Origin of the sequence: Pseudoalteromonas sp. Ld19 (assembly GCF_045064135.1) — a bacterium.
Lineage (GTDB): Bacteria > Pseudomonadota > Gammaproteobacteria > Enterobacterales > Alteromonadaceae > Pseudoalteromonas > Pseudoalteromonas aliena.
In genome coordinates this window covers 114,208-129,444 of sequence record NZ_JBISHA010000022.1, presented here as the reverse complement: position 1 = coordinate 129,444, position 15,237 = coordinate 114,208, and the positions used below count along the sequence as shown (strand labels likewise).

The following is a 15,237-nucleotide window of genomic DNA, read 5'->3' as shown; positions in this document are numbered from 1 at the left end:
TAAATTCGGTTAAAAAATAATGGTGGTACTTTGACAGCACAATTAGCAACGCAGCGATATATTCAAAGCCTCCCAAAGTATTTAACGCTTTGTGAGCATAATTACGTGCGACTATTAAAGTTGTTACCTAGCGAGCGCAATGTAGGAAGCATTCGCGAAGTAAAACTAGGCAACAGTGAGTTTGCTACAAAAATTGATGGTAGCGCAAAATACACTATGGATATTTCAATCAAGCAACTAACAGGCATGGTGAAAAGTATTACACCGCTATATTTAACTGTAAGGTTGTATCACGATGCTAAAGTTGCTGAAATTATTCATCACGATTATCATCAGCGAATCAAGCCATCTTATGGATACCCTAATCCTAAAATGCACCAAAAAGATGAAAAGTATCAACTCAATGCGTTTTTATATGACTGGCTTGTAGCTTGTGTTGAGCATGGGCAAGCAACCCTTAATTGGGATGTAAATAATGGGCTGGTTTAATGAGCCTTACAAATTTAATACGTCTTCATTACGCATAGCTCATATAACTGACTGCCATTTATTTGCTGATAAAGCGGATGAGTACTTTGGTGTAAATACGGCATCACATTTTGAGCAAGCATTAGCGCATATGGCCACGCAAGCACTAGATGGTGTGATTTTTGGTGGTGATCTAACACAAGATCACAGTTTTGAATCTTACCTGCTGTTTAGTGAATTGATACATAAAAGCGCATTAACATGCCCTGTATTTTGGCTGCCAGGTAATCATGATGAAACAGCAATGTTGAGTCGTATAAGTGGTGGGCAGATAAATAGCGCTAAACATATAGTGGCAAACGAAATTGAGTTGTTACTTATTAACTCAAAAGGTCCCACACCAGCTGGCTGGGTTAGCGGTGCGCATTTAGATGAAATAGCCGATTGTTTAGTGCAATCAAGTAATGATAAGCTCATCTTTTGTCACCATAATCCATTGCCAATAAATGGTTACCTCGATAAACATATGCTTGAAAATGGGCCTCAATTATTAAATGTTCTGGTAAATAGTGGTAATGTTAGTGGGCTTTTTCATGGTCATGTTCATAATGAATATGAACAAAGCTATAGAGATCTAAAAGTCTATGCAACGCCAGCCAGTTCAGTGCAGTTTAAAAAGTATAGCGCACAGTGGCTGCAGCAAAATTGTGGCCCCGCTTACAGAATGTTTTATATAGACGCGCAAAAAGCTAGAACAAGTGTAAAAACGGAAGTCATATGGCTAAACGGGTAATTTATATTCATGGTTTCAATAGTTCACAAAAATCATATAAAGCTGTGCGCTTTGGTGAGCTTATGGCAAACTATGATGTTGATTATTGTGTACCGAACTTAAACCACGAGCCTCTACAAGCTATAATTAAGCTTGAGCAATTAATAACGCCTAATACTGTTTTATTAGGTAGCTCGTTAGGTGGTTTTTTTGCCACATATTTATCGCAGCGTTATCAAATTCCTGCAGTGGTTATTAATCCCGCAGTAGCACCGTACACATTATTGCAGACGTTACTTGGTCCAAATTATAATCCGTATCAAGATTATTATTATGATTTAAATAACAGTCATATAAACGCTTTAAAAGCACTGGCTGTCGATAAACTAAAACACCCTGAATTATTGTATTTACTACAGCAAACAGGCGATGAAGTGTTAAATTTTCAACACGCAGTAAATTATTATTCACAATGCAAGCAATTGGTAGAATTTGGTGGTGATCATAGCTATACAGGTTTTGAAAGCACTTTTGCGAATATTGTAGATTTTCTTAAAATCACGTAAAACTAGCTAAGCTCGTCTTAGCACATATAAAGATAAAAATTATGAGTGATCAAAATTATAACGCCGAAGCCATTGAAGTACTTAATGGGTTAGATCCGGTAAAAAGACGTCCTGGGATGTACACCGATACTGTAAGGCCAAATCATTTAGGCCAAGAGGTTATCGATAACAGTGTCGATGAAGCGATGGCGGGTCATGCTACTCGTATTGACGTAATACTTCACGAAGACAACTCGCTTGAAGTAAGTGATGATGGACGTGGTATGCCCATTGATATTCACCCTGAGGAAGGCATTCCTGGGGTTGAATTAATCTTCACTAAGTTACACGCCGGCGGCAAGTTTTCTAATAAAAACTATCAATTTTCTGGCGGTCTACACGGTGTCGGTATTTCTGTAGTAAATGCGTTATCTACGCGTGTTGAAGTAACGGTACGACGCGATGCTCAGCAATACAGAATGGCATTTGAAAGTGGCGATAAAGTAGAAGACTTAAACGTAATTGGCACTGTGGGTAAGCGCAACACAGGTACTACGGTTCGTTTTTGGGCAGATGTTAGCTATTTTGATTCACCAAACTATTCAATTACTAAACTAAACCATTTATTAAAAGCCAAAGCGGTTTTATGTCCTGGGTTACGTATTAAGTTTGTTAACAAACAAACAAAAGAAACCCAAGAGTGGTTTTACGAAACAGGCTTAAAAGATTACTTAATTGAAGCTATTAAAGGCTTTGAAACATTACCGCAGGACCCGTTTGTAGGCGAATTTAAAAGCTCAATTGAAGGTGCAGATTGGGCTGTTGTATGGCTACCTGAAGGTGGCGAATCCATAGCCGAGAGTTATGTGAACCTGATCCCTACCGCACAAGGCGGTACGCATGTAAATGGTTTACGCCAAGGTTTACTTGAAGCAATGCGTGAATTTTGTGAGTTTAGAAACTTACTCCCGCGTGGCGTAAAGTTAACCCCAGATGACATTTGGGAGCGCTGTAGTTACGTGCTGTCAGTTAAAATGCAAGACCCACAATTTGCAGGTCAAACCAAAGAAAAACTATCATCACGCTCGTGCGCTGCATTTGTATCGGGTGTTGTAAAAGATGCGTTTAGCTTGTGGTTAAATGAGCACACTGATACCGCAGAGCTGTTAGCGGAGTTATGCATTTCAAATGCACAAAGCCGCTTACGCGCTGCTAAAAAAGTAGTTCGTAAACGCGTTACCGCAGGCCCTGCATTACCAGGTAAATTAACAGATTGTAGTGCCGCTGATAACGACCGTACTGAATTATTTTTAGTAGAGGGGGATTCTGCAGGTGGCTCTGCTAAACAAGCGCGCGATCGTGAGTTTCAGGCAATTATGCCGCTGCGAGGTAAAATTTTAAATACGTGGGAAGTTGAATCGGGGCAAATACTCGCATCGCAAGAAGTACACGATATTTCAGTGGCACTGGGTATTGACCCCGAATCAACCGATATGTCGGGATTGCGCTACAATAAAATTTGTATATTGGCCGATGCTGATTCGGATGGATTACACATTGCAACTCTATTGTGTGCTCTGTTTGTTCGTCATTTTCCAGAGCTAGTAAAAACAGGGCATGTGTATGTTGCAATGCCGCCATTATTTAGAATTGATATTGGTAAAGAAGTTTACTACGCACTTGATGAAGGCGAAAAAACCGCTATCTTGGCGCGTATAGAAGCAGAAAAAAAGCGCGGAAAAGTAAACGTACAGCGATTCAAAGGTCTGGGTGAAATGAATCCGTTGCAGCTTCGTGAAACTACGATGGATCCAAATACCAGACGTTTGGTGCAGCTTACACTTGATGAAGAAGTAGAGACCATGGAAATGATGGATATGCTGCTTGCTAAAAAACGATCGCCAGATCGTCGTCAATGGCTAGAGGATCATGGTAATAAGGCACAAGTTTAGTTACTTGTGCTTAACACTAGGAGAGACGAATGAATAAGTTACTAGGAAGTTTGCTATTACTTGGGCTGACTACCGCTCCGGCAATAGCTAAAAACATACTCGACGAGCTTACTGTAGCACCTGGGTTTGAAATCAGCTTATTTGCAGATGATGTAGAAAATGCACGTCAATTAGCGGTTTCAAAAAAGGGGATTGTTTACGTAGGTTCTCGTAAAGCAGGCAATGTATATGCGCTTATCGACCATAATAGCGACGGTGTTGCTGATAAAAAAATGCTGGTTGCCGAGGGATTAAATATGCCGTCGGGTTTAGCCATTAAAGATGGCGACCTGTATGTAGGTGAAGTACATCGCATTATTCGCTTTAAAAATATTGATACTCAATTAAAAAAACCAAAGTTTGAAATACTGTATGACGCATTGCCATCTGAGCGTCACCATGGCTGGAAATTTTTACGTTTTGCACCAACGGGGGAGTTAATCATACCGGTTGGTGTACCGTGTAATATTTGTGCTGAAGACGATCGTTTTGGCCGAATTTTTGCGTTAGATGTCGAAACTAAACAAATAAAAACCATAGCAAAAGGGGTTAGAAATACAGTAGGTTTTGATTTTCATCCTGCCACCCAAGCCTTATGGTTTAGTGATAACGGTCGCGATATGATGGGCGATGATATTCCACCGGATGAGTTAAACCGTGCAACGCAAGAGGGCGAACATTTTGGCTTTCCGTATGTGCACGCAGGTGCGATCATCGATCCTGAGTTTGGCAAAGGCAAAAATATTGCCGATTACACGTCGCCAGCCCTCGCTCTTCCAGCGCATGTCGCACCACTAGGTATTCATTTTTATAATGGTAAGCAATTTCCAGCAAGTTATAAGCAGCAATTATTTGTAGCTGAACATGGCTCATGGAACCGTTCTAAAAAGTCAGGCTACAAAGTAGGGTTAGCAACAATTGAAGTCGGTCGCGTAACTAAATATACACCTTTTATTACTGGCTTTATGAAAAACGAAATAACATTTGGACGCCCTGTTGCATTTGCAGAATTAGGCGACGGCAGTCTGTTAGTAAGCGATGATTACGCCAATGTAATCTACCGTGTAAGCTATAAGAAAAACTAGGTAAGCTTTAATGAGTGATACAGATACCTTGCTAATGCAAGGAATTGAGCAACAAACTATGGGGCGTTTTACCGAAGACGCTTATTTAAACTATTCCATGTACGTAATCATGGATCGTGCTCTACCGCATGTAGGCGATGGCCTAAAACCAGTACAGCGACGTATTATTTATGCGATGAGCGAACTGGGTTTATCAGCTAATGCTAAGTATAAAAAATCAGCCCGTACAGTGGGTGATGTACTCGGTAAGTACCATCCACACGGCGACAGCGCCTGTTACGAAGCGATGGTATTGATGGCGCAGCCGTTTTCCTATCGCTACCCATTGGTAGACGGGCAAGGAAACTGGGGCGCTGCAGATGACCCTAAATCGTTTGCTGCAATGCGTTATACAGAAGCGCGTTTGTCTAAATTTTCAGAAGTACTATTAAAAGAGCTTGGCCAAGGCACAGTCGATTGGACACCAAACTTTGATGGCACAATGGACGAGCCCGTCGTACTGCCTTCTCGCTTACCACATATTTTGCTTAACGGTATAACCGGTATTGCAGTTGGTATGGCAACCGATATTCCGCCACATAACGTACGAGAAGTCGCCAGTGCATGTTGTTTATTGCTTGATAAACCAAAAACAGAGCTGGAAGAATTACTTGAGCTTGTACATGCACCAGATTATCCAACCGACGCTGAAATAATTACCCCAAAAGCCGATATTCATAAAATATATAAAACCGGTCGCGGGTCTATCAAAATGCGGGCGGTATACACCGAAGAACATGGCGATATAGTGATTACAGCGCTTCCGCATCAATGTTCTGGTGGTAAAGTGCTTGAGCAAATTGCAGCGCAAATGAACGCTAAAAAATTACCCATGATTGCCGATTTACGTGATGAATCAGATCACGAAAATCCAACTCGTATAGTGATTATACCGCGCTCTAACCGTATTAAAGCAGAGCCATTGATGGCGCACTTGTTTGCGACCACCGATTTAGAAAAAAACTACCGTGTAAACTTAAACATGTTGGGACTAGATGGTCGTCCACAAGTTAAAGACTTACGTTGTATTTTAAGCGAGTGGCTAATATTTAGACGCGAAACCGTGCGTCGCCGCTTGCAGTATCGCTTAGATAAAGTATTAGCGCGTCTACATATTTTAGAGGGTTTATTAGCCGCCTTTTTAAATATTGATGAAGTGATTGAAATCATCCGCAGCGAAGATAAACCAAAGCCTGTATTAATGGAGCGCTTTGATTTAACTGATACGCAAGCGGAAGCGATTTTAGAATTAAAGCTTCGTCATTTAGCAAAACTTGAAGAGTTTAAAATTCGCGGTGAGCAAGATGAACTAGCCAAAGAGCGTGATAAATTAGCGCAAATTTTGGGTTCAGAACGTCGTATGTCAACACTGCTTAAAAAAGAAATTCAAGAAGCAGCTGAAATGTACGGTGACGATCGCCGCTCGCCAGTGATCGAGCGTTCAGAAGCGAAAGCACTTAACGAAAAAGATTTAATACCTTCAGAGTCAGTTACTGTCGTGCTATCAGATAAAGGCTGGGCACGCGTTGGTAAAGGCCATGACTTAGATGTACAAGGGTTAAGTTATCGCTCTGGTGATGGCTTTAGAGCTTCAGCAAAAGGTAAGAGCAATCAACCAGCGGTCTTTTTAGACTCAGCAGGACGGGCGTTTGCAACCGATGCTCATAGCCTACCTTCTGCACGTAGCCAAGGTGAGCCGATGACAGGACGCTTTAATTTAACCGCCGGCGCTAATTTTGAACATGTAGTAATGAGTGAAGATGAGCAAGTCTTATTGATGGCGTCAGATGCGGGCTACGGCTTTATTACTGATTTTAAAGATTTAGTGAGTAAAAATAAAAATGGTAAAGCGCTGGTCAGTGTTCCTAAAGGTGGAATATTACTTTCACCAATAAGAGTAAACGATGTAGCAAGTGATTACTGTATGGCTATTTCTAACGAAGGTCGAATGCTTTTATTCCCATTACGCGACTTACCAAAATTAGGTAAAGGTAAGGGTAATAAAATAATTTCTATTCCAGGGGCTAAAGTCCAAGCTCGCGAAGAATTTGTAAAAGTATTGGCTGTTGTACCAGAAGGAAGTAGTGTAACGCTTCATGCCGGTAAACGAAAATTAACACTTAAACCAAGCGATTTAGAGCATTATCATGGTGAGCGGGGCCGTAGAGGTAATAAGTTACCACGCGGCTTGCAACGTGTTGATGAGGCTGTTGTAGAGCTAACTCCTCAAGATGATGAACCAATAGACGTTATTAGCGAAGAGTAGCCAATCACTTTTTTGTATAAATAAAAACGGTCTACATTTGCAGGCCGTTTTTGTTTTAAAACCATTTTAAAGCAATATTAAAACAAGCAGCTTAAATATTTCAGCGTACACTTGTGCGCTATTGACTCGTTTGTGTCACAAAATAACGCTATAATACTCATAATTGATTTTTGGAGAAGCCCATTTGTTAGCTGTTATACGTATTTTTATTATGCTGTTGTTTATATTATTGAGTTGTTTTTTTGGCTTACTACTGTCATTAGTAAGGCCATTTCACCCTAATAACGTGCATATTATAGCGGGCTGGTTTGGCTCAATGGCTAAAATGATTGGCGTTAAACTGGTTTTAACTCGTCACAAAAGTGCCACCGACATAGGCCCAGCTGTTTATGTTGCTAATCATCAAAATAGTTATGATTTATTTACTATTCCAGCCATGGTGCCAAAAAACTGCGTAAGTTTAGGCAAAAAAAGTTTAAAATGGATTCCATTCTTTGGTCAGCTGTATTGGTTGTCAGGTAATATTTTAATTGATCGATCAAATCGCTCTAAAGCTGCGGGTACAATTTCAAAAGCCGCTGAAAAGATAAAGAAAAATGGCCTATCTGTTTGGGTTTTTGCGGAAGGTACACGTAGTTATGGACGTGGTTTATTACCTTTTAAAACAGGGGCTTTTCATACAGCAATGAGTGCAGATGTGCCCATAGTACCTGTATGTATGAGTACAACGCATAAAACCATTGAGCTAAATCGTTGGGATAATGGTACAATTTATATAGAAATGTTAGCGCCTATATCACTTGATGAAAGTATTGGTGCGCGAGAGCACGCCAAAAATGTACACAGTATTATGGCTGCTAAAATAACTGAATTAGATGCTCAAGTGAGAGAAAAATAATGGAAAACTGGCGTGAAATAAGTGAAGACATCGTATCATCATTACTTGAAGATGGGTCTGATCCTGAAATACTTTATGAAGTAGAGCATCACTTTGTGTGTGAAGATTTCCCTAAATTAGAGCAAGCAGCGCTTGCTGCTTTTAAATTAGGTTACGATGTTGAAGAGCCTGCAGAGCTTGAGCTTGAAGACGGCAGTAAAATTTGGAGCTTTGACATAGTTGTAGAAGCTGAGCTTGATGTTGACGTTATTATGGAAGACGTTGATAAATTAGCGCAATTAGCCGTTGAATGCGAAGTAGAATACGACGGTTGGGGGACTTACTTTCAGGAGTAACTCCACCGTATGAAAAAAGGCGAGCATTGTGAAATGCTCGCCTTTTTTAATTTATCGATATTATAGCCATTTTTTATTTTTGAAATACACACCAATACTCGCTGTTAAGACCACTAAAAACACCACAAATAGCGTAAATGCATAGGGGCTCTCTGTACCCGGTATTCCTCCTACGTTTACACCTAAAAGACCGGTTAAAAAGCCCAAAGGTAAAAATAATGCGGCCACCACCGACATCACATACATTCGTTGGTTTAACTGCTCAGAGACTTGGTTGGTGATTGTTTGCTGAATGATTTGCGCCCGTTCAATGGAGCTGTCTAGTTCCTCAAGGTAGCGAATTAGTAAGTTTGTAGTCTCATTTAGTTTTGCTTTATCGTCATCTAACAGCCACGGGTAGTGATTATTGACCATTGAACTAAGGGCTTCTTTTTGCGGTTTTAAATAACGTTTCAAGGCAATTGCTTGACGACGTAATTGTGATAGGCCTTGGTTATCAAACTTTTTACTTGGCTCATCTATTTCTTCTTCAAACTCGTCGAGTGTCTCATCTAGTGAGTCGATAACGCTTTGCATGCGAGAGGTTAGTTTTTGTGTAATAGAACATACTAGCTCAGAAATATTACATGGGCCTGTATTGGTGTGAAATGTCGTGAGAATGTCTTGTATTGACAATAAGCGGCGTTTACGTGTGGTGATCACAATATCTTGGTTAATAAAAAGACGAATTGACACCATGTCTTCTGGGCTTTGTGCTGGGTTTAAATTAATGCCACGCAAAAATAGCATATGACCGTTAGTTGCAGATGTAATTCGGGGGCGTGTCTCATCTGCGGTTAACGATTCAAGTTCATAATCGGTTAAAAACTCACAGTTTTTAAGCCAGTTAACAACTTCCTTTTGACTGTAATCCATATGTACCCATAACTTTCCTTGTTCTGGCTTCCAGTTATGCAGCTCATCGCTGTTTTCTATAGCGCGAGCGCCACCTTTTTCGTCAAGCACAAGGGCATGGAGTAAGCCATTAATCATATTAATTTCTCATAATAGTGTATTTTTAATACTGTTAACTATAGTGTACCCACTTAAGTAATATAAGTTAGCTATATTTTTATATAAGTTATCGCTGTTACTTAAAATTTTGAAGTAAATACACATAAAGGTTTTTACTGTTTTTTAATTCTTAGCTGGGGTGTGTATTGTTAAACTAGTTGCTAATAAAGAACAATCAAATTGTTTTATCGACTAGATAAATTTATTTCGTTGGTGTTTTTTGGCCTGTAGCGTATAAGTCACTTTTTTAATAAGGGCACATTTATGACAGCAAAGATAACAGTTGGTTGGCGTGAGTGGCTAAGTTTACCAGAGCTTGGCATCGATCGAATAAAAGCTAAAATTGATACCGGCGCCCGTACTTCATGTATTCATGCAATTAATATTGAAGAATATGAAGTTAACGGAGAAAAATGGGTTAAATTTACAGCCCAACCATTGCAAGAAGATGAGCAAACGCAAGTTACCTGCAATGTAAAAGTTAAAAAAAAGAAATATGTAACTAGCTCAGGTGGACAGCGAGAACTACGTTATTTTATAGAGACAACATTGCATGCAGGCAACGATAGTTGGCCGATAGAAATTACATTGACGAAGCGTTCAACAATGAAGTTTAGAATGTTATTAGGGCGTACAGCCATGGAAAATCGCATAGTCGTTGACCCGGCTTTATCTCATTTATTATAAAGTATTGAGTTTTTAGATTGGTAATAAAAATCTGAAAAGTTAATGCTATACAACTTAGTTAAGGTTTTAACTATGAAAATTGGTATTTTATCTCGTAACAAAAAATTATATTCAACACGCCGTTTAATTGAAGCGGCAGAAGCGCGCGGGCACGAAGTTAAAGTGATCGATGCATTACGTTGTTATATGAACATAAACTCAGAGCAGCCAGAAATTCACTACCGTGGTGAAAATCTAAAAGATTTTGATGCAATAGTTCCACGTATTGGTGCATCTGTGACTTTTTATGGCTGCTCTGTCTTACGTCAGTTTGAAATGATGGGCGTGTACCCTGTAAATGAATCTGTGGCTATTTCCCGTTCACGCGATAAATTACGTTCTCTGCAGCTTTTGTCACGCAAGGGTGTGGGTATGCCAGTGACAGGTTTTGCTAGTAAGCCAGATGATGTAAAAGACTTACTTGAAATGGTGGGGGGCGCACCAGTAGTTATAAAATTACTTGAGGGCACTCAAGGTATCGGCGTTGTTCTTGCGGAAACGCGTAAAGCGGCAGAAAGTGTTATTGAAGCATTCATGGGCTTAAAAGCCAATATTATGGTGCAAGAATACATTAAAGAAGCGGGTGGTGCAGATATTCGCTGTTTCGTTTTAGGTGACAAAGTTATTGCAGCAATGAAACGCCAAGCACAAGAAGGTGAGTTCCGTTCAAACCTTCACCGTGGTGGTAGTGCTACATTAGTTCGCATTACTCCAGAAGAGCGCAAAACAGCAGTTGCTGCAGCTAAGTCAATGGGCTTAAACGTAGCAGGTGTCGATTTACTTCGTTCGTCGCGTGGTCCACTTGTGATGGAAGTAAACTCATCACCAGGTCTTGAAGGTATTGAAATAGCGACAGGTAAAGATATTGCGGGCATGGTGATTGACTTCATCGAAAAAAATGCTTCAAGTAAAGGAACTGCAACACGTGGCAAAGGTTAAAATTAACCGCCCTTTCACTTTATTAGGTGAAAGCATTGGCGTAGGTGAGCGTAAAACACTTGCCTTGGAGGCTGCTAAACTTTACACCCATTCACCTCTTAATATTCCAATCGAAGTGGTTAACGGTGTGATGGAAGGGCCTGTGCTAATGGTCTGTGCTGCTATTCATGGCGATGAATTAAATGGCGTTGAAGTTGTGCGCCAGTTACTTGCTAAAATAGATCCTAGTCAGCTACGTGGCACGTTAATAGCTGTGCCCATTGTTAATGTGTTTGGTTTTATTCATAAGTCGCGTTACTTACCAGACAGACGCGATATGAATCGTAGTTTTCCTGGTTCTGAGCGTGGCTCGCTTGCTGGGCGAATGGCGTATATGTTTTTTAATAAAGTAGCCGTGCATTGCACGCATATTATTGACTTACATACGGGGGCTATTCACCGAACTAACTTACCGCAAATTCGCGCTAATTTAGCCGATCAAGCAACGGCAGATATGGCTAAGGCATTTGGCACGCCAGCGGTTATTGATGCCTCATTACGAAATGGTTCATTGCGTAGTGAAGCTGCAAACTTAGGTATACCTGTTATAACCTATGAAGCGGGTGAGGCACTGCGCTTTGACCCTATTGCTATTGCAGCCGGTGTGCAGGGTGTTGATTATGTTATGCGTCATTTAAAAATGATCCGTGGCAAGCGTCCTAAAAAATTACCAGATCCTATTATTGCTGGCTCGACTAGTTGGATACGCGCTGAAGTTGATGGCATTGTACGTGCACAAGTGTCGTTAGGTGAACGTGTAATCAAGGGGCAGGTACTTGCTTATATTAGTAACCCATTAGGTGATTCAGAGCTTGAGCTTTTAGCGCCTAAAGGCGGTATTGTTATTGGTCAGCAAACGATGCCATTGGTAAATGAGGGGGATGCAGTATTTCATCTTGCTTATTTTGCTAGTGATAATAGTTTAGTAGAGCAGCAGTTAGAGAGCTTCATAGACGAAATCAATGATTTAGATGACGAGCTAAAAACAGCTGAGCTAAATAATTAATTTATAAAAAGCCGTTTTAGTGACGACTAAAGCGGCTTTTTTGTATGTGCAGGTTTTAATTTAGGGTTTTTTAGGGCCAATAATACGTTTTATAACAGGTGTTTTTGTTGGCTTGGGTTGTTTATTTAAAACCAGTACGGGACGAGTTACAAAAAGGTTATTAGGATAAATAACACGGTGCCCGTCAATGTGCTCAAGTACAACGTTCATTAAGCCCATTTCTACAATCCGGCCTTCCACATGATTAGCACCATCAATAATTCGCACCCAGTAGCCAACGCGGCAATCGTTTTGAATAAACATTAACAAAAATGCAGTAAGGTTGCTTAATAACGACCATGCAGCAAAAAGCGCTACACCTAGCATAGCAAACAATGAAGAGCCAAGGACAAGTAAGCCACGCAACTCAATCCCCCAAAACACAAGCACTAAACAGAGCATTACAATAGCAAGTATAATTTTTAACAGCAGCTCTGCACGGTATTTACGATGTATATCGACTTTACCTTTAATTGCCTTTTCGAGTAATTTTTTTGTCAGCTTTAATAACACAGGAAAAAGCAATAAGGCTATTAAGGTTACAATGAGTTTATATTGCGTGCCAAATAACTCTAAAATTTCTAACGGTTCCAAAATACGCTCTCAAATCAATTATAAGCATTAATTAAGTAGATAGTTTAACGTTTTAGTATGCAACGAAATAGCTATTTCGTGTAACTATCAACTTAAATATAGGGTGATTTAATTCGTTAAATTGCTAATATTTATCCCTACTGGTATTTTTTAAAACGATTTTTTTACATTGACTAGCCATTGTACTGAGTCTGCATCACCGTCACTGTCAAGGGGAGCTGCTACATCAATGTGGATCATGGTGCCTGCGTTGGCTCTGCTTGGCGCAAGGCGTAGACCCACGCCTACATTTTTTAGCACGTGATTATTTTCGCCATTATTTTTACCGTTAAACCATGCTCGCCCTATATCGAGAAATCCAGCACCACCGACTTTAAATAGCTGAAGCAGATCGTATTCCCAGTAATAACGCTTTTCTAAGCTGAATAAAAAGCTACGATCACCGTGTTGATAATCCATTGGATAACCGCGCAGTCCAGTTTCACCGCCTAAAGTAAGTTGCTGATCAGCAGTGAGGTTTTTTGCATACTGCAAGCGTCCTTTTATATACCAAGACTCATCAATACTGGTATTTAAATAATATTGAATTTGGCTGGTGGCTTTAAAGTTTTCGAGTTGTTTATCTTCTTTATTCCAATAACCTTCAATATCGGTATTAAAACGCCATAACGTATTATCGCCAGTAAAGTGTGCTTTTTTGAAACTAAAAGAATAGACAGCGCGGCTGTCATCATCGCTCAGTGACTCATCTGAATAACCAAGTAAAGCTTTAACATTCCAGCCTAGGTTTAAATCTTCAGTACGATAGATACTGTCGAAGTTGCGCACTTTTATAAAGTTATCTTCAAACCAATGACCGCTGATGTAAGGGTAACTTAAGCTTCTGTCTTTTGCTAACGGCGCAAAGGTTGTGTCTATTGCTTTAAATGTATGCTGCTCATCTACGTAGCCTAAGCTTATGCGCTGGGTCCAATTATTATTTAGTGTTTTAGAATGGCCTATGTATGCGCTATTTAAATCGGTTATTTGATCAAATTCACTAAACTCTTCCCCTCTTCGATATAGCGACTCTTCGCGCTGCTCAGAGTAACTTAAAATACCATAACTAAAAGGAGTATCTATCGCATAAAACGGGTAGGTTAGTTCGAGCAAATGACGTTTTCCATCATTATTATCGGCATATTCTAATCGGCCACGATATCGGCTAGAAAAAATGTTAGGATCATCATACACAAATAAATAACCATTGCGGTCACTGTCTGTGGTACGCGAAAACGACAAACGTTTACCCCAACCAAACAGGTTTGATTCTCTAAAACCTATACTCGATTTATTTTCACCGCCACTACGGCTAAAGTTTACTTCGGGTAATAAAGTCCATAAATCACGAGTCACTACGTTTACGTTAATGTCGCCATCGCAGTTTTCAGTTGCGCTGATTTGAGCGTCATACAAATAGCCTTCTTTTCTAAGAAGACGCTCTGATTCAGCTAGTTTTTTAGCATCGTATTTATCGCCTTCAGTAAATAGTAATAAGTTTGTAATTACTTCAGGCTCTGTTTGTATGTGAGCGCGGTTAGCAAAGCGAAACAGTGCATTATTCTCAGCTTCTAATTCAGTATTAAATACATTGAGTTGCTTAAGTGAAATGGTTGCAATCTTTGCGTCGGGCTTAGCTGCAATAAGGATTGTATTATCGTTTAGCTGACGACGTAAATTGTTATCATCAGAGTGTTTTAATTTTTCAATTGGGCAGCTGCTATCACCATTAGTTTGCGCTAATGCGTTGGGAATAAAAAAGCTTAAAATACTTAAGCTAATACAATAATGTGCTATCCGCTTTTTATTAACCATTTAAACTCTTTATTGTTTCGTAGCAAATGACTACCGTGATATCAGCTTACATCATTGTTATAAAAATGTAAGTTAAAAGTATTGAGTAAAGAAATAAAATATAGTCAATTATTAGGGGAGTGCTTATAAGTGAGTTCTAGGTTGAACTTCGTAGCGACGATGGGATTATTTACTAAAACGTATTTTTAACGGAGTAAGTAGAATATAAAAAACTTACTCGATTTTTATACCAATATACGTTTATGAAATATGCCGACGCGGTGATTTAGACAACGAGGGCAAACCATAAGCAGCTTCTTAGCTTAAATAAAAAGTAAGGGCAGCAAGTAAGTGTTCGGCATCGAAACCTTCGCCATTGATCCACGTGCTCTCACTGTAATGTTCAAAATTTAAATTAAAAGTTTGCAGCTGATAAGTAAACCTAATTTGGTGACGATCCGCTCCAGCAGAGTATTCATTAATTGTTATTTCATCAGAATGTAAAAACAAAGAACCCCATATTTCAAAGTCCTCATCATGAGGGGCCTCTTGTGGGTATATGGTAATGCACTTATGAATGTGGTTATATTCTATTTTTGTCATAACACT

General features: G+C 39.7%; 15 protein-coding genes. 11 read left to right on the top strand and 4 right to left on the bottom strand.

The window, feature by feature from the left end; translation table 11 throughout:
- Positions 1-30 precede the first annotated feature (30 nt).
- From ACJJVZ_RS17470 to rraB, 8 genes are all read left to right on the top strand, one after another.
- Complete coding sequence (locus tag ACJJVZ_RS17470; protein WP_405602279.1) at positions 31-489, top strand: DUF1249 domain-containing protein; 459 nt, start codon at positions 31-33, stop codon at positions 487-489.
- Positions 476-1,261: a metallophosphoesterase gene (locus tag ACJJVZ_RS17465; RefSeq protein ID WP_405602276.1), complete on the top strand. Its 786-nt coding sequence runs from the start codon at positions 476-478 to the stop codon at positions 1,259-1,261. Before ACJJVZ_RS17470 ends, ACJJVZ_RS17465 begins: the two co-directional genes overlap by 14 nt.
- On the top strand, positions 1,246-1,806 hold the full coding sequence (locus tag ACJJVZ_RS17460; RefSeq protein WP_405602273.1) for a YqiA/YcfP family alpha/beta fold hydrolase: 561 nt from the start codon (positions 1,246-1,248) through the stop codon (positions 1,804-1,806). Before ACJJVZ_RS17465 ends, ACJJVZ_RS17460 begins: the two co-directional genes overlap by 16 nt.
- Positions 1,807-1,847: 41 nt before the next feature.
- Positions 1,848-3,737 (top strand): DNA topoisomerase IV subunit B, encoded by a 1,890-nt coding sequence (gene parE / locus ACJJVZ_RS17455; protein WP_138583918.1) that lies wholly within the window; start codon positions 1,848-1,850, stop codon positions 3,735-3,737.
- A 29-nt stretch (positions 3,738-3,766) separates the two neighbouring features.
- Positions 3,767-4,861, top strand: coding sequence for a PQQ-dependent sugar dehydrogenase (locus ACJJVZ_RS17450; RefSeq protein ID WP_405602269.1), 1,095 nt, complete (start codon positions 3,767-3,769; stop codon positions 4,859-4,861).
- A gap of 10 nt (positions 4,862-4,871) precedes the next feature.
- On the top strand, positions 4,872-7,166 hold the full coding sequence (parC, locus tag ACJJVZ_RS17445) for a DNA topoisomerase IV subunit A (RefSeq protein ID WP_405602267.1): 2,295 nt from the start codon (positions 4,872-4,874) through the stop codon (positions 7,164-7,166).
- Between the two features lie 184 nt (positions 7,167-7,350).
- Positions 7,351-8,064: a 1-acylglycerol-3-phosphate O-acyltransferase gene (locus ACJJVZ_RS17440; RefSeq protein WP_138583921.1), complete on the top strand. Its 714-nt coding sequence runs from the start codon at positions 7,351-7,353 to the stop codon at positions 8,062-8,064.
- On the top strand, positions 8,064-8,399 hold the full coding sequence (gene rraB / locus ACJJVZ_RS17435; protein WP_007376503.1) for a ribonuclease E inhibitor RraB: 336 nt from the start codon (positions 8,064-8,066) through the stop codon (positions 8,397-8,399). The genes ACJJVZ_RS17440 and rraB overlap by 1 nt, the downstream gene beginning before the upstream one ends.
- Before the next feature lie 60 nt (positions 8,400-8,459).
- On the opposite strand, the gene ACJJVZ_RS17430 is transcribed toward rraB, so the two are convergent.
- On the bottom strand, positions 8,460-9,431 hold the full coding sequence (locus tag ACJJVZ_RS17430; RefSeq protein ID WP_193154859.1) for a zinc transporter ZntB: 972 nt from the start codon (positions 9,429-9,431) through the stop codon (positions 8,460-8,462).
- Between the two features lie 285 nt (positions 9,432-9,716).
- On the opposite strand from ACJJVZ_RS17430, the gene ACJJVZ_RS17425 reads away from it, so the two are divergent.
- The 3 genes from ACJJVZ_RS17425 (at position 9,717) to ACJJVZ_RS17415 (ending at position 12,162) form a co-directional block, all read left to right on the top strand.
- Positions 9,717-10,139, top strand: coding sequence for an ATP-dependent zinc protease (locus ACJJVZ_RS17425; RefSeq protein WP_405602263.1), 423 nt, complete (start codon positions 9,717-9,719; stop codon positions 10,137-10,139).
- A 72-nt stretch (positions 10,140-10,211) separates the two neighbouring features.
- Complete coding sequence (gene rimK / locus ACJJVZ_RS17420; RefSeq protein ID WP_077536973.1) at positions 10,212-11,117, top strand: 30S ribosomal protein S6--L-glutamate ligase; 906 nt, start codon at positions 10,212-10,214, stop codon at positions 11,115-11,117.
- Positions 11,104-12,162, top strand: a complete 1,059-nt coding sequence (locus ACJJVZ_RS17415; protein WP_138583924.1) for a succinylglutamate desuccinylase/aspartoacylase family protein — start codon at positions 11,104-11,106, stop codon at positions 12,160-12,162. Before rimK ends, ACJJVZ_RS17415 begins: the two co-directional genes overlap by 14 nt.
- A 60-nt stretch (positions 12,163-12,222) precedes the next feature.
- Here the strand turns inward: ACJJVZ_RS17415 and ACJJVZ_RS17410 are convergent, their stop codons facing one another.
- From ACJJVZ_RS17410 to ACJJVZ_RS17400, 3 genes are all read right to left on the bottom strand, one after another.
- Complete coding sequence (locus ACJJVZ_RS17410; RefSeq protein ID WP_077536975.1) at positions 12,223-12,795, bottom strand: mechanosensitive ion channel domain-containing protein; 573 nt, start codon at positions 12,793-12,795, stop codon at positions 12,223-12,225.
- 150 nt (positions 12,796-12,945) lie between these two features.
- Positions 12,946-14,649, bottom strand: a complete 1,704-nt coding sequence (locus ACJJVZ_RS17405; protein WP_405602259.1) for a POTRA domain-containing protein — start codon at positions 14,647-14,649, stop codon at positions 12,946-12,948.
- Between the two features lie 297 nt (positions 14,650-14,946).
- Positions 14,947-15,231, bottom strand: a complete 285-nt coding sequence (locus ACJJVZ_RS17400) for a DUF3630 family protein (RefSeq protein ID WP_405602256.1) — start codon at positions 15,229-15,231, stop codon at positions 14,947-14,949.
- Between the last annotated feature and the right edge of the window lie 6 nt (positions 15,232-15,237).